This is a genomic window from Afipia sp. P52-10, from assembly GCF_000516555.1.
In the GTDB taxonomy this organism is placed as follows: domain Bacteria; phylum Pseudomonadota; class Alphaproteobacteria; order Rhizobiales; family Xanthobacteraceae; genus P52-10.
On record NZ_AZSJ01000003.1, the window covers coordinates 2,240,230 to 2,266,753 of the forward strand.

Below are 26,524 nucleotides of genomic sequence, written 5' to 3' on the forward strand. Positions count from 1 at the left end.
ATAGACCCTGTGCTGATGAGTTTGCCGTTACGCCCATGGTCTTGGATCACATCAAACGAGCGCGTGCGATGGGCGCTGCTTGCAAGGGCACCGGCACTGCGCGCCATCACGCACACCGGGCATATGGGTTCTGGGCCCGCGCCAAGAGGCGCGTCCCGGACGACGGCAGAGAGTGGAGCGGCGCTGTTCTTTGACCTCTCACCGTTTGCGGGAAGAGAAGCGCAGGGATCAACTCCGCCGTCATTCCGGGGCGCGAGCACAGCTCGCGAGCCCGGAATCCATAACCCCTGTGCTGATGAGTCTGCCGCTACGGCCATGATCTTGGATCACATCAAACGGCGCGTGCGATGGGCGCTGCTTGCAAGGGCACCGGCACTGCGCGCCATCACGCACACCGGGCGTATGGGTTCCGGGCCCGCGCGAAATCGCGCGTCCCGGAACGACGGCAAAGAGTGGAGCGGCGCATCGATCCATTCACGGGCGCATACGTTCAGCGCATCGGCGCGCTCGGCCATCGATCCGCCACATGCGGCCATGATACGGCGGGGCACGAACCATCGACACGAGATTTGGCGCGCGCCGACGCGGGCCAGCGGGGACGCCACCATGCAACGGATATCGCAACGCCAATCATCGAAGCTTCTCGCCGCGCCGCTGATGCTGGTCGCAGCGCTGGCGCTGTCCGGCTGTTTCAAGAGCGGCCGCGAGGTGGCGGCGACGGCGGCCACCGACGACGAGGCGACCTGCCGCGCCAAGGGGCAGCCGGGGTCGGATGCTTACGCGGTCTGTCTGAAGGAGCGGGACATCGCCCGCGAAGGGGCGCAGGCGCGGGTCGATCGCGCGCACCGGCGGGTGTCGGAAGACATGCTGATGGGGCGCTGAGGGCGCGGCCGCTTCGGCAGAGGCTGCGAGCAAGGCGCCTCGGGCAGCGGTCTTACGGCATGATCCGGACCATGGATCCGGATGAGCGGCGGCGGCTTCTGCACGCCACACGACCACCATCCGCGCCGAGACGATCCGCAACGGCTCGTTCGCGCCGCGTGCGAAACGCAATGCGCCAGGAGCCATGTCCCGAAACGCGATGTCTTGAAACGCGATATGTCGAGACGCGATGCGCCAACGGCGGGCGGACGCGCGCTACGGGCGCGTCAGTCCTCGTCGTCCTCGTCGTGGTCGCGCTTGCCGCCGAGCTGCTTGAGCTTGGCGAACACCGCCGCATCGTCGAACTCCTCCGACGAGCGCGAGGAGGGCGCGCTCTCGGTCTCCTCGTCCTCGCTCTTGCGGGTGGTCTCGGAGGCCGGCAGCAGCGTCGCGCCGCCATAGGCGGCCGCGGCGGGCTTCTCCTTCGCCGCGCGCTGGACCTCGAAGTCGAGGTCGATCTGCGAGCACAGGCCGAGCGTCACCGGGTCCATCGGCGTCAGCGCCGCGGTGTTCCAGTGGGTGCGGTCGCGGATCGAGGCGATCGTCGTCTTGGTGGTGCCGACCAGGCGCATGATCTGCGCGTCCTTCAACTCCGGGTGATTGCGCACCAGCCAGAGGATCGCGCTCGGCCGCTCGTGCCGGCGCGAGACCGGGGTGTAGCGCGGGCCCTTCTTGCGCTTCGGCTCGGGCAGCCGGGTCTTCGGTTCCAAAAGCTTCAGCCGGTAGTTCGGGTCGGCCTCGCCGCGGGCGATCTCCTCGCGGGTGAGCTGGCCGCTGGCGATCGGGTCCGAGCCCTTGATCCCCTGGGCCGCGTCGCCGTCGGCGATCGCGCGCACCTCCAGGGGGTGCATTTTGCAGAAATCGGCCACCTGATCGAAGGAAAGGGCGGTGTTGTCGACCAGCCAGACGGCGGTCGCTTTGGGCATCAGGGGTGCGTTGCTCACAGGGCAAATCTCCTTTGTGCTTCGCCCGCCTGTTCGGAAGGCGAAGCCGTGGTCATCTCTGATGACGGGAATTGCGGTCTATATAGGCGCCTTCGCCGCCCTCGCGCAATGGTTTGGCGCAGGCGAGGGCGCACGGGATTGGGCCGACCGATGGCCGGGAACGGGCGTTCTTGGAAGCCGCATGGGCGGAGAACCGCACCGGGGGCGGGCCGTCGCGAGCGGCTCTGCCAGGGTTGCCAGGCGCAAGGGGCCGGTAACCGCCTTGAACCCCACCGCTTGACATCCAGACCTATGAGGGCCAAGTCGTTGTCCCTAGGGCCAGACCGCCGGTCGTGTATCCGGTTTGGCCATGGATTGAGGGTTGGATGGCCGGTTTTAGGGCCGCCAGCCGCCAAATCCGCCCCAAATTGGCCGGGGAGGCAGGCCAAAATGCCGTTTCGCCATTCCGCTGACGCGCTTTCGAGTTTTGCACCTTTTTAGAGATAGCCAGATGGCCCAAGCCAAGCCCGAGCTTCAGATCGTCCTTTGTTCCCCGCGCGGCTTCTGCGCGGGCGTCGTCCGCGCCATCGACACGGTCGAGCGCGCCCTGAAGCTCTATGGCCCGCCGGTCTATGTCCGGCACGAGATCGTCCACAACCGCCATGTGGTGGAGAGCCTGCGCACCAAGGGCGCGATCTTCGTCGAGGAGCTCGACGAGATTCCCGATACCGAGGCGCCGGTGGTGTTCTCCGCGCACGGCGTGCCGAAGTCGATCCCGGCCGAGGCCGAGCGCCGCAACTTCTTCGCGCTGGATGCGACCTGCCCGCTGGTGACGAAGGTACACCGCGAGGCGGAAATTCATTTCAAGCGCGGCCGCGAGATCGCGATGATCGGCCACGCCGGTCACCCGGAGGTGGTCGGCACCCTCGGCCAGCTGCCTGCGGGTGCGGTCGTGCTGATCGAGACCGTCGAGCAGGCCAAGCAGTTCCAGCCGAAGGATGCCTCCAAGCTCGCCTTCGTGACGCAGACCACGCTATCGATCGACGACACCGCAGCGATCGTCGCGACGCTGAAGGCGCGTTTCCCCGAGATCATCGGGCCGCACAAGGAAGACATCTGCTACGCGACAACCAACCGCCAGCTCGCGGTGAAGCGGGTCGCGCCGGTGGTCGATGCGATGATCGTCGTCGGCTCGCCGAATTCGTCCAACTCGCAGCGCCTGCGCGAAGTGGCCGAGCATGAGGGCTGCCCGCGCGCGGTGCTGGTCAATGGCGCCGCCGACCTCGACTGGTCGATGTTCGAGGGCATCACCCGCCTCGGCATCACCGCCGGCGCCTCGGCGCCGGAAGTGCTGGTCGAGGAGATTCTCGACGCCTTCGCCGAGAAATACACGCTGAAGGTGGACACCGTGTCGGCCGCCTCCGAAGACGGGATCTTCTTCCCGCTGCCGCGGCCGTTGCGCGCCGATGCAGCCGCCGCGACGACCGCAGCCGCCGAATAATAAGCCCGTGCGCGTGCGGAGCCGGCCGAAAACGGCCGGAACCGGCGTATGCCGACATTTCCGACGAGATCGGCGGCGATCGCCGCGTTAGGATCGCCTGCCGATTCGTATTTCACCGGACAATGATCTGATGGCGGTTTACACCGACGTCTCCGCCGAGGAGCTCGCAGCCTTCATCGCCCCTTACGGGATCGGCGAGCTGTTGTCGTACAAGGGCATCGCCGAGGGGGTCGAGAACTCGAACTTCCTCGTGCATACAAGCCGCGGTTCGTTTTTCCTCACCCTGTACGAGAAGCGCGTTCGCGCCGGCGACCTGCCGTTCTTTCTCGGCCTGATGACGCATCTCGCCGCGCGTGGCATCCGTTGTCCGCAGCCGGTGAAGACGACGGCCGGCGAGATGCTGGGCGAGCTCGCGGGCCGGCCCGCGGCGATCATCGATTTCCTCGAGGGCGTCTGGCCGCGGCGGCCGAACGTCGCGCACTGCGCCGGCGTCGGTCAGGCGCTGGCGAACATGCACATCGCCGGCCAGAGCTTCGCGATGACGCGGGCGAATGCGCTGTCGGTGTCGGGCTGGCGGCCGCTGTTCGAGCAGGCGTCGGCGCGCGCCAACGATGTGCAGTACGGGCTCGCCGACCTGCTCACCAACGAGTTGGAGCATCTGGAGCGCAGCTGGCCGACCGATCTGCCGCAAGGCATCATCCACGCCGACCTGTTTCCCGACAATGCGCTGTTCATCGGCGACAAGCTGTCCGGGCTGATCGACTTCTACTTCGCCTGCAATGATATGCTCGCCTACGACGTGGCGATCTGCCTGAACGCCTGGTGCTTCGAGCCAGATCATTCCTTCAACGTCACCAAGGCGCGGGCGCTGCTGAATGCCTATACGCGCGAGCGGCCGCTGTCGGCGGCCGAGCAGGACGCGCTGCCGCTGCTCGCGCGCGGCGCGGCGATGCGGTTTCTGCTGACGCGGCTGGTGGACTGGCTCAACGTGCCGCCGGGCGCGCTGGTGCGGCCGAAAGATCCGCTGGAATATGTGCGCAAGCTGCGCTTCCATCAGAATGTCGCCACCGTGCGCGACTACGGCCTGGCGCAATCGGGTTACGCCGCGTGAGCAAAGCCAAGGGTAAAACCAACGGTGATGCCGCAAGGTCCGACCTGCCGCATGTGATCGTCCACACCGATGGCGCCTGCTCCGGCAATCCGGGGCCGGGTGGCTGGGGCGCGATCCTGAAATTCGGCGACGTCGAGAAGGAATTGAAGGGCGGCGAGCCGCACACCACCAACAACCGGATGGAGCTGCTGGCGGCGATCTCCGCGCTCGAGGCGATGAAGAAGCCGGTCTCGGTCGATCTCTACACCGACAGCCAGTATGTGCGCGGCGGCATCACCGGGTGGATCCACAACTGGAAGCGCAACGGTTGGAAGACCGCCGACAAGAAGCCGGTGAAGAACGCCGATCTCTGGCAACGGCTCGATGCAGCGCTCAAGGATCACGACGTGCGCTGGCATTGGGTGAAGGGTCATGCGGGGCACGCGGAGAACGAGCGCGCCGATCAGCTGGCCCGTGACGGTCTCGCGGAAAACCGCGCCAAAGGCTAGCATCGGGTGCCGTCATTGGCGGGCAGGTCGAGCCTTCGGCCAGATGCGAAAGAACGTCCACCTGACAACGATCATGGCCGGACTGAGCCGGCCATGACAGGTCTTGATACGATACAGCTTTTGATACGACCGATCCGGGATCGGGCTTAGAGCTGGCCGAGCAGTGTGTCGCCGCCGGACACCTCGACCGTGCCGGGCTTTTCCTCGACGTTGAGCTTCTTCACCACGCCGTCCTCGACCAGCATCGAGTAGCGCTTCGAGCGCACGCCCATGCCGCCCGCGGAGAAATCCGCATCCATCCCGATCGCCTTGGCGAAATCGGCCGAACCGTCAGCGAGGAATTCCACCTGATCCTTGCCGTCGGTATCGCGCTTCCAGGCCTGCATCACGAACACGTCGTTGACGGCGGTGACGGCGATGGTGTTGACGCCCTTCGCCTTGATCGCGTTGGCGTTCAGGGTGATGCTCGGCATGTGCATCTTGTGGCAAGTGCCGGTGAAGGCGCCAGGCACGGCGAACAGCGCGACCGTCTTGCCCTTGAACACCTCGTCGGTGCTCTTCCAGGCCGGGCCATCGGCCGTCATGACGCGAAACTTCGATTCCGGAATCTTGTCGCCAACTTTGATCGTCATCGTGCGCTCCCTGAAAGCACTGTTGGGCCTTACCGATCCGCATATGTCATGCTGTGCGGAGGTCCGTCAATTCAGCCTCACATTGTATTCGTAGGCGCCGTCCGGGCCGACCACCGTCAGCTTGAGCAGCGCACCCTCGGCGCGCGCATCGGCCGGAAGGCCCTCCAACGGAAAGGCGAAACGGACGGCATCCTTGTCCGCTGCGGTCACCTGTTTCGGCAGCGGCAGCGCCCAATCCGGGCTCGGGCCTTCGGCGAACAGCTCGATGGCGTCGGGATTCTGGGCGGTGATGTCGATCATCACCTTGTCGCCTTGGCGCACGAACGACCGCAGCGTGTAAGGGGTCGTGTCCGTCGTCGTCGCCGGCTTCGGCACCTTGTTCAGGGCGACGGCCACCAGACTGTCTTGTGCGCTCGCGGTGCTGGTGAAGGCGAGCTCGACCTCAGCCTCCACCGGCAGGCAGAGTCTCTCGCATACCGCGTAGCTGATTGCCGCCGCAATCTTCACGGGCTCGTTCGGATTCTTCGGCACGATCCGCAGCGGGAAGACGACGTTCTTGACGTAACCGAACGAAATGCCGCCCGCGCCGTCGTTGAAGCTGCGGGGCGCCGGATAGAGCGGTGTCACACTTTCGACATTGCTCGATTTGGAGAAGTCGAACCGCGGAGGAACCCCGGAATCGCCGGGCGTGCGCCAATATGTCTTCCAGCCTTTCTCAAGCTGGATTTCGATGCCACCCATCAGCACGGAGCCGGCGCGCGAGCCTGCCACCAGGCGCAGCGCCGAGTGGCTGTCGCGCGCCCAGGGCGAAGCATCCTGCGCATGCGCCATGGTTGCGGCGGCGTTAATGCCGACGAACGCGACGCACGCGATCAGTGCGTGGAACGGAACCATTGCAACCATCTGTCGAGCTTACCGGCTGCGTCACAGCGAAGCTACTGAATTGGCTGTGACAATTGATGACCGGGCTTGATTGACACCCGTCGAACCCAATATCAGGATGAATAGGAAAAGCGAAGGTGGCCGATTGATGAAAGCATCGCGAAAACGCTCAGAAACAGGCCATTCCGAACGCGCATCGCGCAAGACCGTACGATCCGGCGGACAGGTCCCCGAGGGCGATTATCTCGACGGTCAAATGCTGATCGCCATGCCGGTGATGGAAGACGAGCGCTTCCAGCGTTCGGTGATCTATGTCTGCGCCCACACGTCCGAGGGCGCCATGGGCATCATCGTCAATCGTCCAGCCGGCAGCATCGATTTTCCAGGGCTTTTGATGCAGCTCGACATCATCAAGAAGAGCGATCGCATCATGCTCCCCGAGGATGCGGAGGAGATGAAGGTGCTGAAAGGCGGGCCGGTCGAAACCGCGCGCGGCTTCGTGCTGCATTCCAGCGACTTCTTCATCCAGGACTCCACGCTGACTATCGATGACGACATCTCGTTGACGGCGACGCTCGATATCCTCAAGGCGATCGCGCAGGGGACCGGGCCGAAGCGTGCGATCCTCGCCCTCGGTTATGCGGGCTGGGCGCCGGGCCAGCTCGAGGATGAAATCCAGCACAATGGCTGGCTGCACTGCCCCGCCGATCCGGACCTCGTGTTCGACAAGGACATCGACAGCAAATATGAGCGCGCGCTGAGGAAGATCGGCATCGATCTGGCGATGCTGTCGAACGAGGCGGGGCACGCGTAGCGATTTGCCGACGGCGTCGTTGCTCCGCAGCGGCCTCGCTTAGGGGCGCTGTCGGGGGAACGCTGAGATTCTCGAGACACAGCGCGGAGTTCAGCGCGCCCTGGCGCCGAGGCAATCAGAACCGAGGCTCGCTTGTTGGCACGTCGTGGCGGATTTCGTCACGCGACGGCGCAGATCTTGCCGCCGCTGATGGAAGCTATTGCGCGGCTTCGAGCCGCTCTTCTGCCAGCAGCCGCCGTGCGGCATCGGCACTCATCGGCTCGCCGAAGGCGAAGCCCTGCGCATACTCGCAGCCGATCTGGTAGAGCTCGACCGCATCGGAATCCGACTCCGCACCCTCGGCGACTACGTCCATGCCGAGATCGTGCGCCATCGCCACGATCGACTTCAGCAGCACCGGCCGCGTGCCGCGGTTGGTGGTGCGGACGAATGACTGATCGATCTTGATGGTGTCGAACGGGAAACGCTGCAGATAGGCCAGCGACGAGTGGCCGGTGCCGAAATCGTCCAGCGACAGGCCGGCGCCGAGTTCGCGGATCCGCTGCAGCATCTGTGCGGCGTGTTCGGGGTTTTCCATCACCAGCGATTCCGTCAGCTCGAGCTTGAATGTGCCGCGGGCAACCGCCGAGCGCGAGAGCACCGTGCGGAGATCGTGGATCAGGTCATGTCGCAGCAGTTGCCGCGAGGAGACGTTGACGCTGGCGAAGATCGAACTGCGATGCCGCGCCGATTGTTGCCAGAGCGCGAGCTGCCGTGCGGTGCGGTCCATCACGAACATGCCGAGGTCGACGATCAGGCCGGTCTCCTCGGCGATGCTGATGAATTCCGACGGGCCCATGCGGCCGAGCTTCGGATGATCCCAGCGCGCCAGAGCTTCGAAGCCGGCGATCGCGCGATCCTCGAGGCGGATGATCGGCTGGTAGAGGATCGTGATCTCGTCACGCTCGATCGCGCGGCGGAGGTCGGATTCGATCGTCAGCCGGTCCTGCTTGCGCGCGCGCATCGCCGGTTTGTAAACGTCGATGCGGTCGCCGCCGATCCGCTTCGCGTGATACATCGCAAGCTCGGCGTCCTTGATGATTTCCTCGGTGACCGCCGCATGCGGATCGGCGAGCGCCAGGCCGATCGATGCGGTGAGGAAGATCTCGCGGTCATTGAAGGTGATCGGCGCGCGGATGGTCTTGCGGATCGTCTCGGCGAAAGCGGTGATTTTGGCCGCATCGGTTTCCGACATCAGGATCAGGCCGAATTGGTCGCCCGAGAGCCGCGCCAGCGTGTCCTGCGGCTTGAGGATGCGCGTCAGCCGCCGCGCCAGGGTGAGCAGGATCGAATCGCCGACCGCGATGCCAACCGAGTCGTTGACCTGCTTGAAGCGATCGAGATCGATCGCCATCACCGTGGGCCGCAGCGACGGGACGTTCTTCGACAGTTGTGCCAGCGCGTTGATGCGGTCGATGAACAGCTTGCGGTTGGGCAGGCCGGTCAGGTTGTCGTGCACCGAGTCGTGCAGCAGCCGCTCCTCGGCATTGCGGAATTCGGTCACGTCCGAAAGCGTGCCGATCACCCGCGCCACTTCGCCGTCGGAGCCGACCACCGGCCGCGCCTTCAGCGAGAACCACATGAAATGGCCGTCGGTGGTGCGCAGGCGGAAATCCTGCACCAGCCGACCGCGGCGCTGGTCGAGCACGCTGTCGAGGGCGGCGCGGAATCGGTCCTGGTCGAGTGGGTGCAGCACTTCGAGCCATTTCGCCGCGGGGCCTTCGAGCGTGCCGCGCTTCAGCCCGAGCAGGCTTTCGGTTTCGGCGCTGGTGAACACCTTGTCGGCGGAGACGTCCCAATCCCAGATCAGGTCGCCGGCGCCGGTCAGCGCCAGCGCGCGGCGCTCGACGTCGGTGACGATGCCTTGGCCCGAGCCGCCGCCAGCGAACGCATGCTGCATCACCGTGAAGCCGATCAGCATGACGATGAGCACCAGGCCGCCGAGCAAGGCGGGCCCGACGATATCGTTGGTGACGGTGCCCTGGATCGTCAGGCCGGCGGCGATCACCCAGACGGTGAGCAGGAACCAGCTCGGGATCAGCAGCACCGCGCGGTCGAAGCCGTGGGTCGAGAGATAGACGATCAGTGCGAAACCGAACACGGCGATCAGCGCCAGCGAGAGGCGGGCGATGCCGGAGGCGACCGGCGGATCGAACAGCGCTAGCGCCACCAGTGATCCGAGGAACACGAGCCAGCCCAGGGTGATGTGCGAGTAGCGCACATGCCAGCGGCTCAGGTTAAGGTAGGCGAACAGGAACACCAGCAGCGTGGCCGCCAGGATCGCTTCGCCCGAGGCGCGCCAGACCCGCTCGGCGCCGGACGACATGTCGAGCACCTTGCCCCAGAAGCCGAAGTCGATACCGATATAGACCAGTACCGCCCAGGCCAATCCCGCGGCGGCGGGGAACATGACGCTGCCCTTCACCACGAACAGGATCGTCAGCACCAGCGACAGCAGTCCGGCGATGCCGATGACGATGCCTTGGTAGAGCGTGAAGGAGTTGACCTTGTCCTTGTAGGCTTCCGGTTCCCACAGATACAGCTGCGGCAGCTTGTCGGTGCGCAGCTCGACGACGTAGGTGACGACGGAACCAGGATCGAGCGTGACGCGGAAGATATCGGCGACGGAATTTTCCTGGCGCTCGGGTCGGTCGCCGCTCGAGGGGGTGATGGTTGCGATGCGCGACAGGCCGAGATCGGGCCAGAACAGGCCGGACGAGACGATGCGATAATGGGGCGCGACGATCAGGCGGTCGAGCTGGTCGTCGGTGTTGTTGGCGAGCGCGAACACCACCCAGTTGGTGCCGCCTTCGCGAGCGCGGACCTCGATGCGGCGGACGATGCCGTCGGTGCCTGGTGCGGTGGATACCTGGATGCGATCGGAGTCGCTGCGCTGGAACTCGAGGATGCCGGTGAGATCGATGGCCGGTGAATCGCTGCGCACGCTGACGGCGTCGACGGCCAGCGCTGTGCCGGCGCTCATCAGAAGCGCGATCGCAAACACAGCAATGCCGCGCGCAAGAGGCGCAATGCACTTTAGAAGACGCAATGTCTGCTCCGCGTTGAAAGCCCGATGCAGGCTCCCGTTAGAGCATGAGCCGGAAAAAGGAAAGCATGCTTTCCGATCCCGTCATGCCTGCTCTAGATGCCACGAAACGTCTGAAAAACCAAGGGTTTCCGGCTCGGATCAGGTGGTCAGCACAATCTTGCCAATATGATGGCTGCTCTCCATGCGGGCATGCGCTTCCGCTGCCTTTTCCAGAGGATAAGTGCTGTCCATCAAAGGCTTGACCTTGCCGTCGCGGAGCAGCGGCAAGACCTTTTGTGCGAGCGCCTGGGCGATGGCAGCCTTGGCCTCGACCGAACGGGCGCGCAGCGTCGAGCCCGTGTGGGTCAGTCGCTTGAGCATGATGCGGCGAAAATCGACGGTGGCCTTGGCGCTGCCGAGGAAGGCGATCTGCACGATCCGTCCTTCGACCGCTGCGGCCTCGTAGTTCCGCTCGATGTAGTCGCCGCCGACCATGTCGAGGATGACGTTGGCGCCGGCGCCGCTGGTGGCCGCTTTGGTCTCGGCGACGAAGTCCTCGGTCTTGTAATTGATGGCGCGATCGGCACCGAGCTTCACGCAGGCGTCGCATTTGTCCTGCGAACCGGCGGTGACGATCACCTTGGCACCGAACGCCTTTGCAAGCTGGATCGCTGTGGTGCCGATACCCGACGAGCCGCCATGGATCAGCAGCGTCTCGCCGGCCTTGAGTGTGCCGCGCTCGAACACGTTGTGCCAGACCGTGAAGAAGGTCTCGGGAATCGCGGCCGCTTCGGTCAGCGACAGCGATGACGGCACCGGCAGTGCGCAGCTCTCGTGCGCGGTGCAATACTGCGCGTAGCCGCCGCCGGGAACCAGCGCCATCACCGCGTCGCCGGACTTGAAACGCGTGACGCCTTCACCGAGCGCCACGACGTTGCCGGCGATCTCGAGACCGGGAATATCGCTTGCGCCTGGCGGTGGCGGGTAGTTGCCGGTGCGTTGCGCGACATCCGGTCGGTTCACGCCGGCGGCCGCGACCTTGATCAGGATCTCGCCCTTGCGCGGTTGCGGCACCGCGCGTTGCTCGGGCACGAGCGCGTCCGGGCCGCCTGGCTTCGGAATGCCGATTGCCGTCATCTGGCTGGGGAGCGTGGTCATGGTCGTTCCTCCCGTCGTTGCGCTTTGCGCCGGATGATCGGAGATGATCTAACGGCGTCAGCAAGGCTTGAGCGTGCTTAGTTCGCAGCGTGCGCTCTGGCAATATCGGCTCCGGCCATATCACAGAGCGAGGAGGATCACATGGCTGCCGAGGATGAAGATCGCCCGCGCAAGAAGGTCGCGCATGAGATCGGCCAAGATCTGGCATTGCTGTCGATCGAGGAGCTGAACGACCGTATTCAGCTCCTGGCCGGCGAGATCGAGCGTCTGCGCGCGGCCGCGGCATCGAAGGCGGCGAGCCGCAGCGCCGCCGACAAATTCTTCAAATCGTAAGCGCGTCCGGGGCAGGCCCTCGGGACGAGTCGGGGCGTTCAGCGTGTCCCTTTGTGGCGGCCTCGGAGGAGCGCGGGCAAGGATCGCAATTGCAAAGGAACCCTGAAGGAAATCACTCATTTACCGAGGATTAAGCTTTCTCGTCCATTACTGGAATTGTCCAGCTTTGGACACCGAGTGGCTCCTGTCACTCTGTTTGACGCCTCCCTGTTATCAACTTTCTAGCCGCCGGAAACGGCGGCTCTTTTTTGCGTCATCCATCTACCGTCATTTTTTGTTCCGGTATCCGTCACGGAAACCATATCTGGCCTTTCGGCTGGACTCCGCACGGTCTCCAGGCGATGATCCGCATGCGCAATAATTTGTTCATCATAAATGCGCAGGCGTTCTTTCAGAGTTGCGTGAGGCGTTAACCATGTCCGAGAATTCCGTGCGCGACGCGGATCTGGTCCTGTTCAGCGAGAGGCTGGCTGGTTCTGCGGTGTTCTCCACGTTGTTTCGTGAAGGCATGAACCTGGTGGAAGAGACCGCGGCGTATCTCGACGGAGCGGGACGCAAGGATGCCAAGTCCCTCGATCGCGCGGCGAGCCTCACCTACGCGACGGAGAGCATGCGGCTGACCACGCGGCTGATGCAATTGGCCTCGTGGCTCTTACTGCACCGCGCCGTCAAGGAAGGCGAGATGTCGCTCGCCCAAGCCAATCGCGAGAAGGTTAAGGTGAAACTGACCGCCGCGGAGCCGGGCGGCGACGATGCGATCGGCAAGCTGCCGGAGCGCCTGCAGGATCTGATCAACCGTTCGATGATGCTGCAGTCGCAGGTCAAGCGCCTCGACGGGACGATCCACGCGCCGGCGCCGGATGCCGCCACTGTCGGCAATCCACTGGTGCCGCAGCTCGATATGCTCAAGGCCGCGTTCGAGCGTCCGCGCGGATAGCGCCGACAGCGCGTTCGCCGCGAGGTGCGATCCAGCGCCTGAAATCCGGCGGCCGGAATTCAAAACCTGCAATTTAAGACCTGCAATTCAAGGCCTCAAATTCAAGGCCTGGGAGTCAAAAAGCGTGCCCCCAAGTCGCGAGCGGTCGCGGCAATACGCGACACGAAACAAGACCAGCAAACAAAACGCCCCCGCAGGTCGCGAGGGCGTTTTGTTGTGTCGGTAACGGATCGCGGCGTGGGCCGCGTCCGGATCAGGCCTTGAGGAAGCCCGAGAACTTCTTCTGGAACCGGGAGACGCGGCCGCCGCGATCCAGGATCTGCTGGGTGCCACCGGTCCAGGCCGGGTGCGACTTGGAATCGATGTCGAGGTTCAGCGTGTCGCCGTCCTTGCCGTAGGTCGAGCGCGTAAGGTACTCGGTACCGTCGGTCATCACGACCTTAATCGTATGATAATCCGGATGAATTTCGTTCTTCATAACAGCATCCTTCGGCGCCGGGCGCCCTGAAGTCTGGTTCACATATTCGGGGTTGGCGGCTCTATATCGCAGCTTCCGCGTGGAAACAAGGCGGGATTCGGCCGGGTTCCGGCATCGTGTCCATCCTGGCGTCTATCGCGGCGGGCAGGCCTCCCACCTGGGCTGATCGGGCCAATTGCCATCGCTGGTGGCTTGGCCTATCCGGGGGCCGGAAAACGGCAATCGGATCATCATGAGCGTGTTGGGACAGATCGACGGCGGCGGACGCGGTGGCAACGGTCCGCGAGCGTCCGATGGTTTGCAGGCTGCGCCCACGGACGCTGGCGCGGCTGCGCAGGCCGCCGAGGCGCGCGGCGCAAAATTGCGGCCGTTGCTGCTGCTGCTTCCCTATGTGACCCGCTATCGCGGCCGGGCATTGATGGCGCTGGTTGCCCTGGTGGTTGCGGCGATCACGACGCTGGTGGTGCCGGTGGCGGTGCGGCGGATGATCGATTTCGGCTTCTCCGCCGATGGCATCGCACTGATCAACAACTATTTCGGCATGATGATTGCGGTGGTGGCGGTGCTCGCGCTCGCCAGTGCCGCGCGGTATTACCTGGTGATGACGATCGGCGAGCGGATCGTCGCCGACATCCGCCGCGAGGTGTTCGCGCATCTGACGGCGCTGTCGCCATCCTTCTTCGATTCCGCCCGCAGCGGCGAACTGATCTCGCGGCTCACCGCCGATACGACGCAGATCAAGTCCGCGGTCGGTGCTTCGGTCTCGATCGCGCTGCGCAATCTGGTGCTGTTCGTCGGCGCCGCGAGCATGATGGTGGTGACGAGCCCGCGCCTGTCCGGCTTCGTGCTGGCGATGATCCCGCTGGTGGTGCTGCCATTGGTTGCGTTCGGGCGCTGGGTGCGCCGGCTGTCGCGCGGGGCACAGGATACGCTCGCCGATGCGTCCGCCTATGCTTCGGAGCTGATCGGCGCCAACCGCACGGTGCAGGCCTTCACCAACGAGACGCTCGCGACCGAACGTTTCGGCGGCGAGGTGGAACGGGCCTATGAGGCCGCGCGTAGTTCGACGCAGGCTCGCGCGGTGTTGACCGCGATCATCATCTTCATCGTCTTTTCCAGCATTGTCGGCATTCTCTGGGTCGGCTCGCACGACGTGCTGGCCGGGCAGATTTCCGCGGGCACGTTGAGCCAGTTCATCCTCTATGCCGCGTTCGCCGCCGGCGGCCTCGGCGAACTCAGCCAGGTGTGGGGCGAGGTCTCGGCGGCCTCCGGTGCCGCCGAGCGGCTGTTCGAGATTCTGCGGGTGAAGCCTGCGATCGCGGCGCCCGCACATCCGCAGGCGTTACCCGTGCCTGCGCGCGGCGATGTGGCCTTCACCGATGTCCGCTTCGCCTATCCGGCGCGGCCGCAGAGCTTCGTGATCGATGGTGTGTCGTTCGCCGTGAAGCAGGGCGAGAAGGTTGCGATCGTCGGCCCCTCCGGCGCCGGCAAGAGCACCCTGTTCCACCTGCTGCTGCGCTTCTACGATCCGGCTGCGGGCTCGATCGCGCTCGACGGCGTCGCGGTGCGCGACGCCGACCCGCAGCAGGTGCGCAAGCGCATCGCGCTGGTGCCGCAGGACTCGGTGATCTTCGCCGCCAGCGCCCGCGACAACATCCGCTTCGGCCGCCCCGATGCGACCGATGCGGAGATCGAGCGGGCCGCGCAGCTCGCGCACGCGACCGAGTTCATCCGCCTGCTGCCGCAAGGCTTCGATACGCCGCTCGGTGAGCGCGGCGTGACGCTCTCCGGCGGCCAGCGTCAGCGCATTGCGATTGCGCGGGCGATCCTGCGCGATGCACCGCTCTTGTTGCTGGACGAAGCGACCTCGGCGCTGGACGCCGAAAGCGAGACGCTGGTGCAGACCGCGCTGGAAGAGCTGATGCGCCGCCGCACGACGCTCGTGATCGCGCACCGGCTCGCCACCGTGCTGTCGTGCGACCGCATCGTCGTCATGGACAAGGGCCGCATCGTCGAGCAGGGCACGCATGCCGAACTCGCCGCCGCCGACGGCCTCTATGCGCGTCTGGCGAAGCTGCAATTCCAGGGCGCGTAAGAAGATCGCGTAAGAACCGCTATCGCTCCGTTAACTTCAGTTCGATGCGGCGGTTGCGCCGGTAGGCCTCTTCGGTCTTCTCCGGGTCCAGCGGCTGGAATTCGCCGAAGCCGGCGGCCACCAGCCGTTGCGGCGAGATGCCTTTCGAAATCAGGTACTGCACCACCGAGATCGCGCGCGACGACGATAGCTCCCAGTTCGACGGGAACTGGGCATTGGCGATCGGGCGGATGTCGGTATGGCCATCCACCCGCAGCACCCATGGGATTTCTGCCGGGATCTGCCGCTCGAGTTCGGTGAGCGCGGAGGCGAGCCGGTCGAGTTCATCGCGCCCTTCCGGCCGCAGTGCGGCTTGGCCGGCGTCGAAGAACACTTCCGACTGGAACACGAAGCGGTCGCCGACGATGCGGATGTCCGAGCGATTGCCGAGGATTGCGCGCAGCCGGCCGAAGAATTCGGAGCGGTAGCGCGCCAGCTCCTGCACCCGCTGCGCCAGCGCCACGTTCAGCCGCTGGCCGAGTTCGGCGATCCGCGTCTGCGAATCCTTATCGCGCTTCTCTGATGCGTCGAGCGCGGCTTCCAGGGCCGCGAGCTGGCGCCGCAAGGCGCTGATCTGCTGGTTCAGCACTTCGATCATCGCCTGCGCGCGGGAGGAAATCTGCTTCTCGGAATCGAGCGCCTTGGAGAGTTCGCCCGCGCGACCCGCCGCGTCGCTGCCCTGCGCGGCAAGACCGTCGTAAAGGCCTTTGACGCGGTCGCGTTCGCTTTCAGCAGCGGCGAGACCTGCGCGCATCTGCGAGAGCTGTTCGTCGAGATTGAGCTTGCCGAGCTTTTCCAGCGCCAGCAGGTCGTTGAGCTGGGCGATTTGTGCGTTCAGCCGCTCCAGCGCCTTGTCCTTGCCGCTCACCTCCTGCGACAGGAAGAACTGCACGACCACGAATACGGACAGCAGGAAAATGATCGCCAGGATCAGCGTCGACAGCGCATCGACGAATCCAGGCCAATAGTCGAAGCCGCGATCACTTCTGCGGTTGCGGGCCAGCGCCATCTCGCTTCCTCAATGTCGATCCCTTACGACCGCCTTTGCGGTTTTACCCATCCCGAGAAGGCCGCGAAACGGCCGTCTCGAAGGATACGGTCGGGGCGAATGTCAACGGCCTCATGGTTCGCGATGCATCGCTTTGCTCCTCACCATCAGGGTAGACATAACAAATCGCATCGAAATTCAGCTTTTCTCGGGCTGGCGGGCGATGCGTTCGAGCAGCCGCTTGATCTCGCGGTTCTGCTCGCCCTGACCGTCCGCCCATTCGCGGATCATCTGCTGTTCGTTGCGCATGTGCTGCACCAGGCCCTGGATCGCGTCGGCGAGGTTGGCCATCGCGGTGGTCGCGGCGCGGCCCGAGCCCATGTCCTCCACCGCCGCGCGCAGCCGGTCCACCACGTTGCGCAGATCGCCGGACATGACGCCCGCCGGACCGGGCGCCTCGGTTGCGTATTCGCGGACGATGGTGACGAGCCAGTCTTCCAAGTCGGTGTAGAAGCGGTTCTGCGCCTGGCTCGATTGCAGATCGAGAAAGCCGAGCACCAGCGAGCCTGCAAGGCCGAACAGCGAGGACGAGAACGAGATGCCCATGCCGCCGAGCGGAGCAGCGAGACCCTCCTTCAGCGCATCGAAGATCGAGCCGGCGTCGCCGCCGACCTTGAGCCCTTCGATCACCTTGCCGACCGAACCGACGGTTTCGATCAGGCCCCAGAAGGTGCCGAGCAGGCCGAGGAACACCAATAGCCCGGTCATATAACGCGACAGGTCGCGCGCTTCGTCGAGACGGGTGGCGATCGAATCGAGCAGATGGCGCATCGTTTGCTGGGTGATCGCGGTGCGTCCCGTGCGGTCGCCGAGCAGCACCGCCATTGGCGCCAGCAGCGTCGGCCGGCGCTCCAGCGCGAGGCCCGGATCGGAAACGCGGAAATCGTTCACCCAACGGATTTCCGGGTAGAGGCGGATCACCTGCCGGAACGCCAGGATGATGCCGACGGCCAGCACAGCGAGGATCACCCCGTTGAGACCCGGATTGGCGAGGAACGCGACCCAGATCTGCTTGTAGAGCACGACCGTCAGCAGGGCGCAGAGGGTGAGGAACACCAGCATCCGGAATAGGAAGATGCGGGGCGACGACAGTTTTGCCGGCTCGATGGAGGCTGCGTAGCTCGTATTCGGATTTGGCGACATCATCCGGGTTCAGTCTGCCGGTTCGGCGTTGGCAAGGCATGATCTGAAAACCAGGAACCGGCCTTCGGAACGGACATGCCTAAACAAGACTAGAGACAACTCCAACCCGGCAAGGCCGGGCCGGATTCAGGCGACTTCCTGTCAATATGACATAGCGGACCGTGGAAAACAGGTGCATCGCGCGAAATCGACAGCTTCCTGTCGCCGCAGGATCGTGCAGCCCTCTCTGCGACGACCGTATGACCGTGCATCGCGTCTCCCGTAGCGGGTGGAGGCGAGAGGGCCTGGCTGGAGAAAACCAGAGACGCGGTCGACCCGCGGCCAAATATTCGCGTTGCTATCGGCGTGTCTGATTATATGATGATTATCATCATATAATCGCGGCGAGGGTGCCGGGGCGGGGTTGTCATGGATGCGTTATCGCCGGGAGCAGAAGTGCTGGAGCGGCCTGCGCTCAATCCGCTGACGCAGCGCCTTCTGCATGCGCCCATCGTTCCGCTGATTCTCCGCCTCGCCTGGCCGAACATGCTGATCGCGCTGGCGCAGGCCGGCGCCGCGCTGATCGATACCTGGTGGCTCGCCAAGCTCGGCAACGACGTGCTCGCCGGCATGGCGCTGGTGTTTCCCTTCGTCATGCTGGTCGGGACGATCTCGGGCGGCTCGATCGGCGCCGGCATTTCGGCGGCGGTCGCCCGGGCGCTCGGCGCGCGGCAGCAGGAGCATGCGAGCGCCATCCTGCTGCACGGGCTGATCATCAACGTTGCGGTCGGCGCGGCGCTGTCGGCGGTGATGCTGCTGTTCGGCCCGCAGATCTACCGTGCCAGCGGCGGCGAGGGCCATGCGCTGCAGGCGGCGTTGCTCTACTCGAACGTGGTGTTCGCGGGCAACGTGATGTTCTGGGCGATGAACGCGCTGATGAGCGTGGTGCGCGGGACCGGCAACATGATGGTGCCCGCGCTGGTGTCGTGTGGCGGTGTGCTGGTGATGGTGCCGCTGTCGCCATGCCTGATCTTCGGCCTCGGGCCGTTCCCCGAACTCGGCATCGCCGGCAGCGCGGTTTCGCTGCTCGCTTACTATCTTGCCGGTACGGCGGTGCTGGTCTGGTACATTCTCGCCGGCCGCTGCATCGTACCGTTCCGCTGGACGCCGCTGCGGCTGCACACGTTCATCGCCATTCTCGCGATCGGAGCGGTCGGGACCATCACCTCGATCCTGATCAATCTCACCGCGTCCGCCAACAATGCGCTGGTCTCGGTGCTCGCCGGGGCCGGCGGCGTCGCGGGCTACGGCACCGCGGCGCGGCTGGAGTATCTGCTGATCCCGATCGCCTTCGGTCTCGGTACGCCGCTCGTGGCCATGGTCGGCACCAGCGTCGGGGCGGGAGATCGCGCGCGGGCGTTGCGGATCGTGCTGGCTGGAGGCGCGATCGCGTTCGGCATCACCGAGGCAGTCGGGCTTTGCGCCGCGATCTTTCCCGAAGCGTGGCTGCACCTGTTCACCCGCGATGCGACGGCGGTTGCCGTCGGCAGCCGATATCTGCATATCGCCGGACCGTTGTTCGGCTTCTTCGGATTTGGCATCGGTATGTACTTTGCGCTGCTCGGGGCAGGCCAACTGTTCTGGCCGATCGTCGGCAGCGTGTTGCGCAGCGTGCTTGCGCTCGCCGGCGGCGCGTTCGCCGTGTTCGTGCTCGGCTCGCTGACGGCGATGTTCGCCTTCATCGCCGCGGCTTTCGTCGTGTCGGGCGTGGTGCCGTTGCTCGCCCTGCGCAAGGCGAACTGGCGCTGACAGCGTACAGCGTTTCGAGGGCGGAGATTAAGGCGGACGTTACTTGTTGCCGATCGGCTTCAGCACGCGCACCAGCTCGCGCTGGATGTGCTCGTTGCCGACGATGATGTCGCCGGTCTCGAGGATCTTGTCGCCGCCGGTGATGTCGCTGGCGAAGCCGCCCGCCTCGCGCACCAGCACGATGCCGGCCGCCATATCCCACGGCGACAGGTTGCGTTCCCAATAGCCATCGAGGCGGCCGGCGGCGACCCAGGCCAGGTCGAGGGAGGCAGCGCCGAACCGGCGAAGGCCGGCGACCTTTGGCTGGATCGTCCGCAGCTCTTCGGCGGCGATCCCGAAATCGCCACGGCCGATATGCGGCAGGCCGCAGGCGATCACTGATTCATTGAGCAGCTTGCGGCCCGCGACCCGCAGCCGCTGGTCGTTCAGGAACGCGCCCTTGCCACGTTCCGCGAAGAACAGATCGTCGTTCGCGGGATTGTAGATGAGGCCGGCGATCAGAGCCCCTTCGCGCTGGAGCGCGATCGAGATCGCGAAATGCGGCATGCCGTGCAGGAAGTTGGTGGTGCCGTCGAGCGGATCGACGATCCAGACATTCGCCTTGTCGGTGCCTTCGCGGGTGCCGCCTTCCTCGCCGATGAAGCCGTAGCCGGGGCGTGCCTTGGTCAGCTCGTCATAGAGCAACTCCTCGGCGCGCTTGTCGGCGGCGCTGACGAAGTTCGCGGGCCCCTTCAGCGACACCTGCAGGTGCTCGATCTCGCCGAGGTCGCGCTTGAGGCTGCGGCCGGCGCGGCGCGCGGCTTTCACCATCACGTTGAGAAGGGCGGAATGAAGCATGTCGCGGTGTCGTCTGGAGAATGATCGGGCCTGCGGTCTGCCCGTTGAGTGCCGCCCCGTCAAGGGCGGAGACGGCTCAGGGGGTCTTGGCCCTGCCGGAGAGCCAGCGCCGCGCCGCATCTTCGGCTTTGGCCCGGTCCTCGGTGCTCATATGGGCCAGCATTTCGTCGAGCATGAGATCGCCATTGCCGCCGGATTTGGCGATCAGGTGCCATTTCATGCCCTCGACCATGTCTTTCGGAGCGCCGGTGCCGGTCGCGAGCACGCGCGCCAGCCGGTTTTGCGCGATCGGGCTGCCACGCCGCGAGGCTTTCCAGAGCAGTGCCACGGCGCCGGCCTCGTCGCGGGGCGTGCCGGTTCCATTGAACAGCGCGATGGCATATTCGACCTGCGCGTCGAGATTATCGGCTACGGCTGCAGCATGCAGCAGACGGGCGGTTTCCGCCTCGTCCTTCGGCAGGCCGCCGCGGCCTTCCTTGTAGAACATCGCCAGGGCGTACTGCGCCTGCGCGTTGCCGGCATCGGCCGCCTGCTTGAACAGCTCGGCGGCGCGCTTGAGATCCTGCGGGAAGAGCTGTCCCTCGATGTTCAGCAGCGCAAGGTTGTAGGCCGCTGGCGCGCTGCCGAGCTTGGCGGCGAAGGCGAGCAGCTTGGCGCCTTCCTCGCGATTGGCCGGCGCGCCGCGCCCGCCGATCCGCATCATCGCCAGGGCGAAGGTCGCCTCGCGGTCGCCGCGGTCGGCGGCCTGCTTGTACCAGTCGAGCGCCTTGGCATCGTTGCGACTGACACCGAGCCCGTTGGCGTAGAGCTCGCCGAGCAGCGTCATCGCCTTCGGATCGCTTTGCTCCTGCGCGCGCTTGCTGGCGATGCGGAAAGCCTCGCCATAGGCGCCGCGCTGAAAGGCGCCGTAGGCGAGATCGACGTTCGGATCATCCGGAACGGCCGGCGCCGCCTCCTTCGGTTGTCCCTTGGAGGTCGCCTTGGAGTCGGACTTCGTGTCTGACTTGGAATCTGACTTGGCGTCGGCTTTCGGGTTTTCCCGCTTCGGTGCCGCCTTCTTGGAATCCTGCCGTTTCTTGACGCCGCTTTCGGATTTCTTCGCTGGCGGTTGCGGCTGAGGCGTGAGCTGCAATTGGGCGGCCACGGGACTCGCCAGCGCGGCGATCAGCAACAAGGGCAGGGCCACGCCGCGCAAAGCGCGAACCGTGACTGGCGTCCTGTCATCCTGTGCCCGCAGCGGGCTTGTTGATGTGCGCCGCATGACCTTGTCCGATCCGTTTGACCACGTCCTGAAGCGCCGCTTGCGGCCCGCGCTGATCCAGCCAGATGACGTCGCCGACCATGATGAAATCCGCCCCTGCGGCGGCAAAGGCTTCCGTCTCATCGAGAGTCTCTGCATAGCCGACGCAAGGCGGTTCGAACAGCTCTGCCCACCAAGCGAGCCGCTCGACGATGGCGTCGGCCGACGGCCGCTGTTCGGCCTCCGGTTCGCCAAACAGCACGTAGTCGGCCCCTGCTTCACCAGCAACCATCGAATCGTGGCGTGAATGTAGCCCGCCCACGCCGACAATACGGTCCGGGTGCATTTTCTCCAACATCGGCCGCAGGTCTTCGACGCCGGATAAATGTACGCCATCGGCCCCCGAACGAGCGACCAGATCGGCATGACCGTCGAGCAGCAGCGCGGCGCCGGCATCCTGGATCGTCGGCGCCAGCGCCTTGACGCGGTTGATGCTGGTACGTTCGTCGGCCTCGGCGAGACGGACCAGCACGGCCGCTACATCGGCCGCCGCCAGCAAGGCTTTCAGCTGCGGCGCGAGCTCCTTCGCATCGCCGACCGGCGGGGTTGCAAGGTAGAGCCGCGGGGCTGGCGGAGCAGGGGGCGGTTTCTTCGACGGCATGGAGGCGCGTGTGGTCCCTGACGGTGGCTGCCGGAATACGCTGCGTCCGGCGGGCGGATCGTGCTTAATGGGCGATCAGATCAGCGATGCGGGAGAGTTAGAGCAAGATGGCTATCCGGACAATTGCCGTTTCCGATCTGCCCGCGGCAACGGTGCTCTTGGGGCAGCTGGGCTATCCGATGCCGGAACAGGAGGTCGCGCGGCGCCTCGCTGCGGTGCTCGGTCATGCCGACCATCGGGTCTGGGTCTATGACGACGGCGGCGAGGTCGTGGGCCTGCTGCACGCGTTCTTCCGTCCGGCGCTCGACAAGCCGCCGGAGGTGATGGTGCAAGCGCTGGTGACCGATGCGACACGCCGCTCGACCGGTGTCGGCGAAGCGCTGATGCAGGTGGTCGAGGCGTGGGCGCGCGAGCGGGGCTGCCAGTCGGTTGCGCTCTACAGCCGCATCGATCGCGAGCGCGCACACCGGTTCTACGAGCGGCTCGGTTACGAGAAGAAACTCGCCTCGGCGCAGCTCAGGAAAGCGCTTCGCTGAAGCGTTTGTCCCTCATCCTTAAGCAGCGCAGAACGCGCGCGTCTCGAAGGATGAGGTCCGCAAAAGCAGAGACTGGCACCTCCTCATGGTTCGAGACGCATCGCCCATTGAGCTTGATCCCGAAAACCGCTTCGCACTTTTCGCTTCGCGCCCTTGCGGGAGCGGGATCATGCCGAGCGATGCTCTCACCATGAGGTTCAAGGCCGATCCTGCCGGAAGGCTGGCTTACGCCGCCTTCTTTTCCAGATCCTGCTTCCACTCGCCCTTGCTGGCGAGGCCGTTCATCTGTGCGCGGTGGGTGAAGGCGCGCTGGGCCGCGGCGACGTTGTCCGCCTTGCCGCTCCAGGCCTTCTGCGGCGCCGCCTGCAGCGCGCGGCCATAGGAGAAGGTCAGCTTCCAGGGCAGGCCGCCGATCTTGTTCATCGCGTCAAGGTGCGCGGTTGCTTCCTCGTCGGACTGGCCCCCCGACAGGAAGGCGATGCCGGGCACGGCGCCCGGGACGCAGGTCTTCAACAGCCGCACGGTCTTCTCGGCGACTTCCTCAACGCCGGCCTTCTTGGCGCTCTTCTTGCCGGCGACGGCCATGTTCGGCTTCAGCACGATGCCTTCCAGCGGGACCTTCTGGTAATACAGCTCTTGGAAGGTTTCCTTCAGCACAAACTCGGTGACCTCGTAGCAGCGGTCGATGGTGTGGTCGCCGTCCATCAGCACTTCCGGCTCGACGATCGGCACGATCTGTGCCTGCTGGCACAGCGCGGCGTAACGGGCGAGCGCGTGCGCATTGGTGCGGACGGCGGTGTAGCTCGGAATGCCCGGGGCGATGTCGATCACCGCGCGCCACTTCGCAAAGCGGGCGCCCTGCTCGTAGTATTTCTTCAGCCGCTCGGCGAGCTTGTCGAGACCGACGGTGATGAGCTCGTTCGGGCAGCCCGGCAGCGGCTGCGTGCCTTCGTCGACCTTGATGCCGGGGATGGAGCCCGCCTGCTCGATCAGCTTGACCAGCGGGGTGCCGTCCTTCGCCTTCTGCCAGATGGTCTCGTCATACAGGATCACGCCGGAGATGTATTTCGACATCGCCTCCTGCGAACGGAACAGCAGTTCGCGATAGTCGCGGCGGTTGTCCTCGGTGGATTCAACGCCGATCGCATCGAAGCGCTTCTTGATGGTGCCGGAGGATTCGTCGGCGGCAAGAATGCCGCGGCCGGGCGCCACCATGGCGTTTGCGATTTTGTTGAGATCGGCGAGGTTCATAAGGCGTCTCCTGCGTTCAGAGCATTCGTCAAATGTGACAGCGGCATAAAGCTGGCCTGTAATACCAATTGAGCCTTGAGGCACGATCAAGGCCTGCGCTCACGATGCACACCGAGTGAATCGTGTTCCGCATCTTTCCGAGGACGATCTTTAAGGAAAGCTGATGCCAGATCATCCTCGAGAAGCCTGCGTCATTTTGTCTTCAGTACCTCAACGCCCGGCAGCGGTTTTCCTTCCATCCATTCGAGGAAAGCCCCGCCTGCGGTGGAGACATAGGAAAAGTCGTCGCTGACGCCGGCCTGGTTGAGCGCGGCCACGGTGTCGCCGCCGCCGGCGACCGAGATCAGCTTTTTCGCTTTGGTGCGCGCTGCCGCGTGCTTGGCCGCGGCCATCGTGCCCTTGTCGAACGGCGTCAGTTCGAAGGCGCCGACCGGGCCGTTCCAGACCAGGGTTGCCGCGTCGTCGATGGCCGAATTGATGCGCTCGATCGACAGTGGGCCGACATCGAGGATCATGCCTTCGGCCGGGATCGCGTCGAGGCCGTAGGCATGCGACGGCGCATTCGCCTCGAAGTGGAAGGCGACGGTCGCATCGACGGGAAGGATGATGGCGCAGTTGGCCTTCTCGGCCTTGTCGAGGATGCGCAGCGCGGTTGCGGCGAGGTCCTTCTCCGCCAGCGATTTGCCGATGCCGATGCCTTGTGCGTGCAGGAAGGTGTTGGCCATGCCGCCGCCGATCACCAGCGCGTCGACCTTGGCAACGAGATTTTCCAAGAGGTCGAGCTTGGTCGAGACCTTGGCGCCGCCGACGATGGCGATCACCGGCTTGGCCGGACTGCCGAGGGCCTTGTCCAGCGCCTCGAGCTCGGCCTGCATGGTGCGGCCAGCGATCGCCGGAAGCTTGTGACCGAGACCCTCGGTGGTCGCATGCGCGCGATGCGCTGCGGAGAAGGCATCGTTGACCCAGATATCGCCGAGCTTGGCGAGGGCATCGACGAAGGCCGGATCGTTCTTTTCCTCTTCCTTGTGGAAGCGGGTGTTCTCCAGACAGAGGATGTCGCCGTCCTTCATCGCCGCAATCGCCTTTTCGGCCACAGCGCCGATGCAATCGTCGGCGAAGGCGACCGGACGCTTGATCACCTGCGACACAGCCGCCGCAACCGGCTTCAGCGAGTCCTTCGCGTCGCGGCCCTTCGGCCGGCCGAAATGCGCGAGCAGGATGACCTTGCCGCCCTTGCCTGCGATCTCGGTGATGGTCGGCGCGACACGCTCGATGCGCGTCAGGTCGGTGACCTTGCCGTTGTCCATGGGTACGTTGAGGTCGACGCGCAGCAGGACGCGCTTTCCCTTCACATCGATGTCGTCGAGGGTACGGAATGGCTTTGTCATTGAAACACTCTTTGCGGGCCTCATCCTTCGAGATGCCTCGCTTCGCTCGGCTCCTCAGGATGAGGAGCACACCCCACCCTGAGAGCTAGTCCTCATCCTGAGGAGGGCGCATCGCGCCCGTCTCGAAGGATGAGACCATAGGACGCGTCAAAACGTTGCGTCAGATCAGCTTGCCCATCGCCGCGGCGGTGTCCGCCATGCGGTTCGAGAAGCCCCACTCGTTGTCATACCACGAGAGCACGCGCACCAGCGTGCCGCCCTGAACCTTGGTCTGGTCCATCGCGAAGGTGGAGGAGTGGGCGTCGTGATTGAAGTCGATCGAGACGTTCGGATGCGTGGTGTAGCCGAGGATGCCCTTCAGCTCCTGCTCCGCGGCGCGCTTGAGCGCGTCGTTGATTTCCTTGATGTCGGTCTTCTTCTTGGCGACGATCTTGAGATCGACCACCGACACGTTCGGGGTCGGCACGCGGATCGAGGTGCCGTCGAGCTTGCCGTTCAGCTCCGGCAGCACGAGGCCGATCGCCTTCGCCGCACCGGTGGAAGTCGGGATCATCGACATTGCCGCCGCCCGGGCGCGATAGAGATCCTTGTGCATGGTGTCCAGCGTCGGCTGGTCACCGGTGTAGGCATGGATCGTGGTCATGAAGCCGGTCTCAATGCCGACCGTATCGTTCAACACCTTGGCCACCGGCGCGAGGCAGTTGGTGGTGCAGGAGCCGTTGGAGACGACCAGGTGCTCCTTGGTCAGCTTGTCGTGGTTGACGCCATAGACAACGGTCAGGTCGGCGCCGTCCGCCGGAGCCGACACCAGCACGCGCTTGGCACCTGCGGTCAAATGCGCCGAGGCCTTGTCCTTGGAGGTGAAGATGCCGGTGCACTCGAAGGCGATGTCGATGCCGAGGTCCTTCCAAGGCAGCTTGGTGGGGTCGCGCTCGGCGGTAACTTTGATCTTGCCGTTGCCGAGGTTCAGCGAATCGCCCTCGACCGTCACCTCGCCGGGAAAGCGGCCATGCACCGAATCGAAGCGCAGGAGATGGGCGTTGGTCTCGACCGGGCCGAGATCGTTGATGGCGACGACCTCGATGTCCTTGCGTTTGGCTTCATAGATGCCGCGCAGGATGTTGCGGCCGATGCGGCCAAAACCGTTAATTGCGACCCGGATTGCCATTTCCTCGTTCTCCTTCAAAGGCTTGGCCATGCCCAAAGGTGCGGGCTTCCAGTCTGCCGACGGATTTAGGGCGCTGGACCGCCCG

24 protein-coding genes are annotated in these 26,524 nt (G+C 64.9%); 10 read left to right on the top strand and 14 right to left on the bottom strand.

Annotated features, from left to right (window positions below; genetic code table 11):
- The first annotated feature begins 606 nt into the window (after positions 1–606).
- Positions 607–882: a hypothetical protein gene (locus X566_RS24675; RefSeq protein ID WP_034468450.1), complete on the top strand. Its 276-nt coding sequence runs from the start codon at positions 607–609 to the stop codon at positions 880–882.
- A 266-nt stretch (positions 883–1,148) separates the two neighbouring features.
- Here the strand turns inward: X566_RS24675 and X566_RS11885 are convergent, their stop codons facing one another.
- The gene (locus X566_RS11885) at positions 1,149–1,865 is read right to left on the bottom strand and encodes a DUF1013 domain-containing protein (RefSeq protein WP_034466449.1); all 717 of its coding nucleotides are present in this window, start codon (positions 1,863–1,865) and stop codon (positions 1,149–1,151) included.
- A 490-nt stretch (positions 1,866–2,355) separates the two neighbouring features.
- Between X566_RS11885 and ispH the strand changes: the two genes are divergently transcribed.
- From ispH to rnhA, 3 genes are all read left to right on the top strand, one after another.
- Positions 2,356–3,345: a 4-hydroxy-3-methylbut-2-enyl diphosphate reductase gene (gene ispH, locus X566_RS11890; RefSeq protein WP_034466453.1), complete on the top strand. Its 990-nt coding sequence runs from the start codon at positions 2,356–2,358 to the stop codon at positions 3,343–3,345.
- Positions 3,346–3,475: 130 nt separating this feature from the next.
- Positions 3,476–4,456, top strand: coding sequence for a homoserine kinase (locus X566_RS11895; protein WP_034466455.1), 981 nt, complete (start codon positions 3,476–3,478; stop codon positions 4,454–4,456).
- Between the two features lie 44 nt (positions 4,457–4,500).
- A complete protein-coding gene (rnhA, locus tag X566_RS11900) occupies positions 4,501–4,944 on the top strand; it encodes a ribonuclease HI (RefSeq protein WP_034468453.1) in 444 nt (147 codons plus the stop codon).
- A gap of 146 nt (positions 4,945–5,090) precedes the next feature.
- On the opposite strand, the gene X566_RS11905 is transcribed toward rnhA, so the two are convergent.
- Both X566_RS11905 and X566_RS11910 read right to left on the bottom strand, forming a co-directional pair.
- Complete coding sequence (locus X566_RS11905) at positions 5,091–5,576, bottom strand: peroxiredoxin (RefSeq protein WP_034466458.1); 486 nt, start codon at positions 5,574–5,576, stop codon at positions 5,091–5,093.
- A 66-nt stretch (positions 5,577–5,642) separates the two neighbouring features.
- Positions 5,643–6,479 (bottom strand): protein-disulfide reductase DsbD domain-containing protein, encoded by an 837-nt coding sequence (locus X566_RS11910; RefSeq protein ID WP_034466460.1) that lies wholly within the window; start codon positions 6,477–6,479, stop codon positions 5,643–5,645.
- Between the two features lie 127 nt (positions 6,480–6,606).
- On the opposite strand from X566_RS11910, the gene X566_RS11915 reads away from it, so the two are divergent.
- A complete protein-coding gene (locus X566_RS11915; protein WP_034466462.1) occupies positions 6,607–7,272 on the top strand; it encodes a YqgE/AlgH family protein in 666 nt (221 codons plus the stop codon).
- 196 nt (positions 7,273–7,468) lie between these two features.
- Here the strand turns inward: X566_RS11915 and X566_RS11920 are convergent, their stop codons facing one another.
- Together X566_RS11920 and X566_RS11925 are read right to left on the bottom strand one after the other, a co-directional pair.
- Positions 7,469–10,360, bottom strand: coding sequence for an EAL domain-containing protein (locus tag X566_RS11920; RefSeq protein ID WP_034466464.1), 2,892 nt, complete (start codon positions 10,358–10,360; stop codon positions 7,469–7,471).
- A 138-nt stretch (positions 10,361–10,498) separates the two neighbouring features.
- The gene (locus X566_RS11925; RefSeq protein WP_034466467.1) at positions 10,499–11,497 is read right to left on the bottom strand and encodes an NAD(P)H-quinone oxidoreductase; all 999 of its coding nucleotides are present in this window, start codon (positions 11,495–11,497) and stop codon (positions 10,499–10,501) included.
- Between the two features lie 141 nt (positions 11,498–11,638).
- Between X566_RS11925 and X566_RS11930 the strand changes: the two genes are divergently transcribed.
- Both X566_RS11930 and X566_RS11935 read left to right on the top strand, forming a co-directional pair.
- Entirely contained in the window at positions 11,639–11,830 is a 192-nt protein-coding gene (locus X566_RS11930; protein WP_034466468.1) for a DUF1192 domain-containing protein, read from the top strand.
- A 415-nt stretch (positions 11,831–12,245) separates the two neighbouring features.
- Entirely contained in the window at positions 12,246–12,767 is a 522-nt protein-coding gene (locus tag X566_RS11935) for a DUF1465 family protein (protein WP_034466470.1), read from the top strand.
- A gap of 253 nt (positions 12,768–13,020) precedes the next feature.
- Here the strand turns inward: X566_RS11935 and rpmE are convergent, their stop codons facing one another.
- Positions 13,021–13,245: a 50S ribosomal protein L31 gene (rpmE, locus tag X566_RS11940; protein WP_034466472.1), complete on the bottom strand. Its 225-nt coding sequence runs from the start codon at positions 13,243–13,245 to the stop codon at positions 13,021–13,023.
- Positions 13,246–13,477: 232 nt separating this feature from the next.
- Here rpmE and X566_RS11945 point away from each other — a divergent pair, with 232 nt between their 5' ends.
- Entirely contained in the window at positions 13,478–15,340 is a 1,863-nt protein-coding gene (locus tag X566_RS11945) for an ABC transporter transmembrane domain-containing protein (RefSeq protein ID WP_034466474.1), read from the top strand.
- Between the two features lie 19 nt (positions 15,341–15,359).
- On the opposite strand, the gene X566_RS11950 is transcribed toward X566_RS11945, so the two are convergent.
- Both X566_RS11950 and X566_RS11955 read right to left on the bottom strand, forming a co-directional pair.
- Positions 15,360–16,388: a peptidoglycan -binding protein gene (locus X566_RS11950; protein ID WP_034466476.1), complete on the bottom strand. Its 1,029-nt coding sequence runs from the start codon at positions 16,386–16,388 to the stop codon at positions 15,360–15,362.
- A 177-nt stretch (positions 16,389–16,565) separates the two neighbouring features.
- Positions 16,566–17,570, bottom strand: coding sequence for a hypothetical protein (locus X566_RS11955; RefSeq protein WP_034468455.1), 1,005 nt, complete (start codon positions 17,568–17,570; stop codon positions 16,566–16,568).
- Between the two features lie 408 nt (positions 17,571–17,978).
- On the opposite strand from X566_RS11955, the gene X566_RS11960 reads away from it, so the two are divergent.
- Positions 17,979–19,358 (top strand): MATE family efflux transporter, encoded by a 1,380-nt coding sequence (locus tag X566_RS11960; protein ID WP_034466478.1) that lies wholly within the window; start codon positions 17,979–17,981, stop codon positions 19,356–19,358.
- Positions 19,359–19,397: 39 nt separating this feature from the next.
- Here the strand turns inward: X566_RS11960 and X566_RS11965 are convergent, their stop codons facing one another.
- The 3 genes from X566_RS11965 to X566_RS11975 all read right to left on the bottom strand — a co-directional run bounded on the left by X566_RS11965 (position 19,398) and on the right by X566_RS11975 (position 22,096).
- On the bottom strand, positions 19,398–20,195 hold the full coding sequence (locus X566_RS11965; RefSeq protein ID WP_034466480.1) for an inositol monophosphatase family protein: 798 nt from the start codon (positions 20,193–20,195) through the stop codon (positions 19,398–19,400).
- A 76-nt stretch (positions 20,196–20,271) separates the two neighbouring features.
- A complete protein-coding gene (locus tag X566_RS11970; RefSeq protein WP_051444043.1) occupies positions 20,272–21,456 on the bottom strand; it encodes a tetratricopeptide repeat protein in 1,185 nt (394 codons plus the stop codon).
- A complete protein-coding gene (locus X566_RS11975; RefSeq protein ID WP_034466484.1) occupies positions 21,416–22,096 on the bottom strand; it encodes a thiamine phosphate synthase in 681 nt (226 codons plus the stop codon). Before X566_RS11975 ends, X566_RS11970 begins: the two co-directional genes overlap by 41 nt.
- Positions 22,097–22,203: 107 nt before the next feature.
- Between X566_RS11975 and X566_RS11980 the strand changes: the two genes are divergently transcribed.
- Positions 22,204–22,632 carry a GNAT family N-acetyltransferase gene (locus X566_RS11980; RefSeq protein ID WP_051444044.1) on the top strand — a complete coding sequence of 143 codons (429 nt, stop codon included), beginning with the start codon at positions 22,204–22,206 and terminating at the stop codon, positions 22,630–22,632.
- 225 nt (positions 22,633–22,857) lie between these two features.
- Here the strand turns inward: X566_RS11980 and X566_RS11985 are convergent, their stop codons facing one another.
- The 3 genes from X566_RS11985 to gap all read right to left on the bottom strand — a co-directional run bounded on the left by X566_RS11985 (position 22,858) and on the right by gap (position 26,439).
- Positions 22,858–23,883: a class I fructose-bisphosphate aldolase gene (locus X566_RS11985; RefSeq protein WP_034466488.1), complete on the bottom strand. Its 1,026-nt coding sequence runs from the start codon at positions 23,881–23,883 to the stop codon at positions 22,858–22,860.
- Between the two features lie 191 nt (positions 23,884–24,074).
- Positions 24,075–25,271: a phosphoglycerate kinase gene (locus tag X566_RS11990; RefSeq protein WP_034466490.1), complete on the bottom strand. Its 1,197-nt coding sequence runs from the start codon at positions 25,269–25,271 to the stop codon at positions 24,075–24,077.
- Between the two features lie 160 nt (positions 25,272–25,431).
- Entirely contained in the window at positions 25,432–26,439 is a 1,008-nt protein-coding gene (gap, locus tag X566_RS11995) for a type I glyceraldehyde-3-phosphate dehydrogenase (RefSeq protein ID WP_034468457.1), read from the bottom strand.
- Positions 26,440–26,524: the final 85 nt, after the last annotated feature.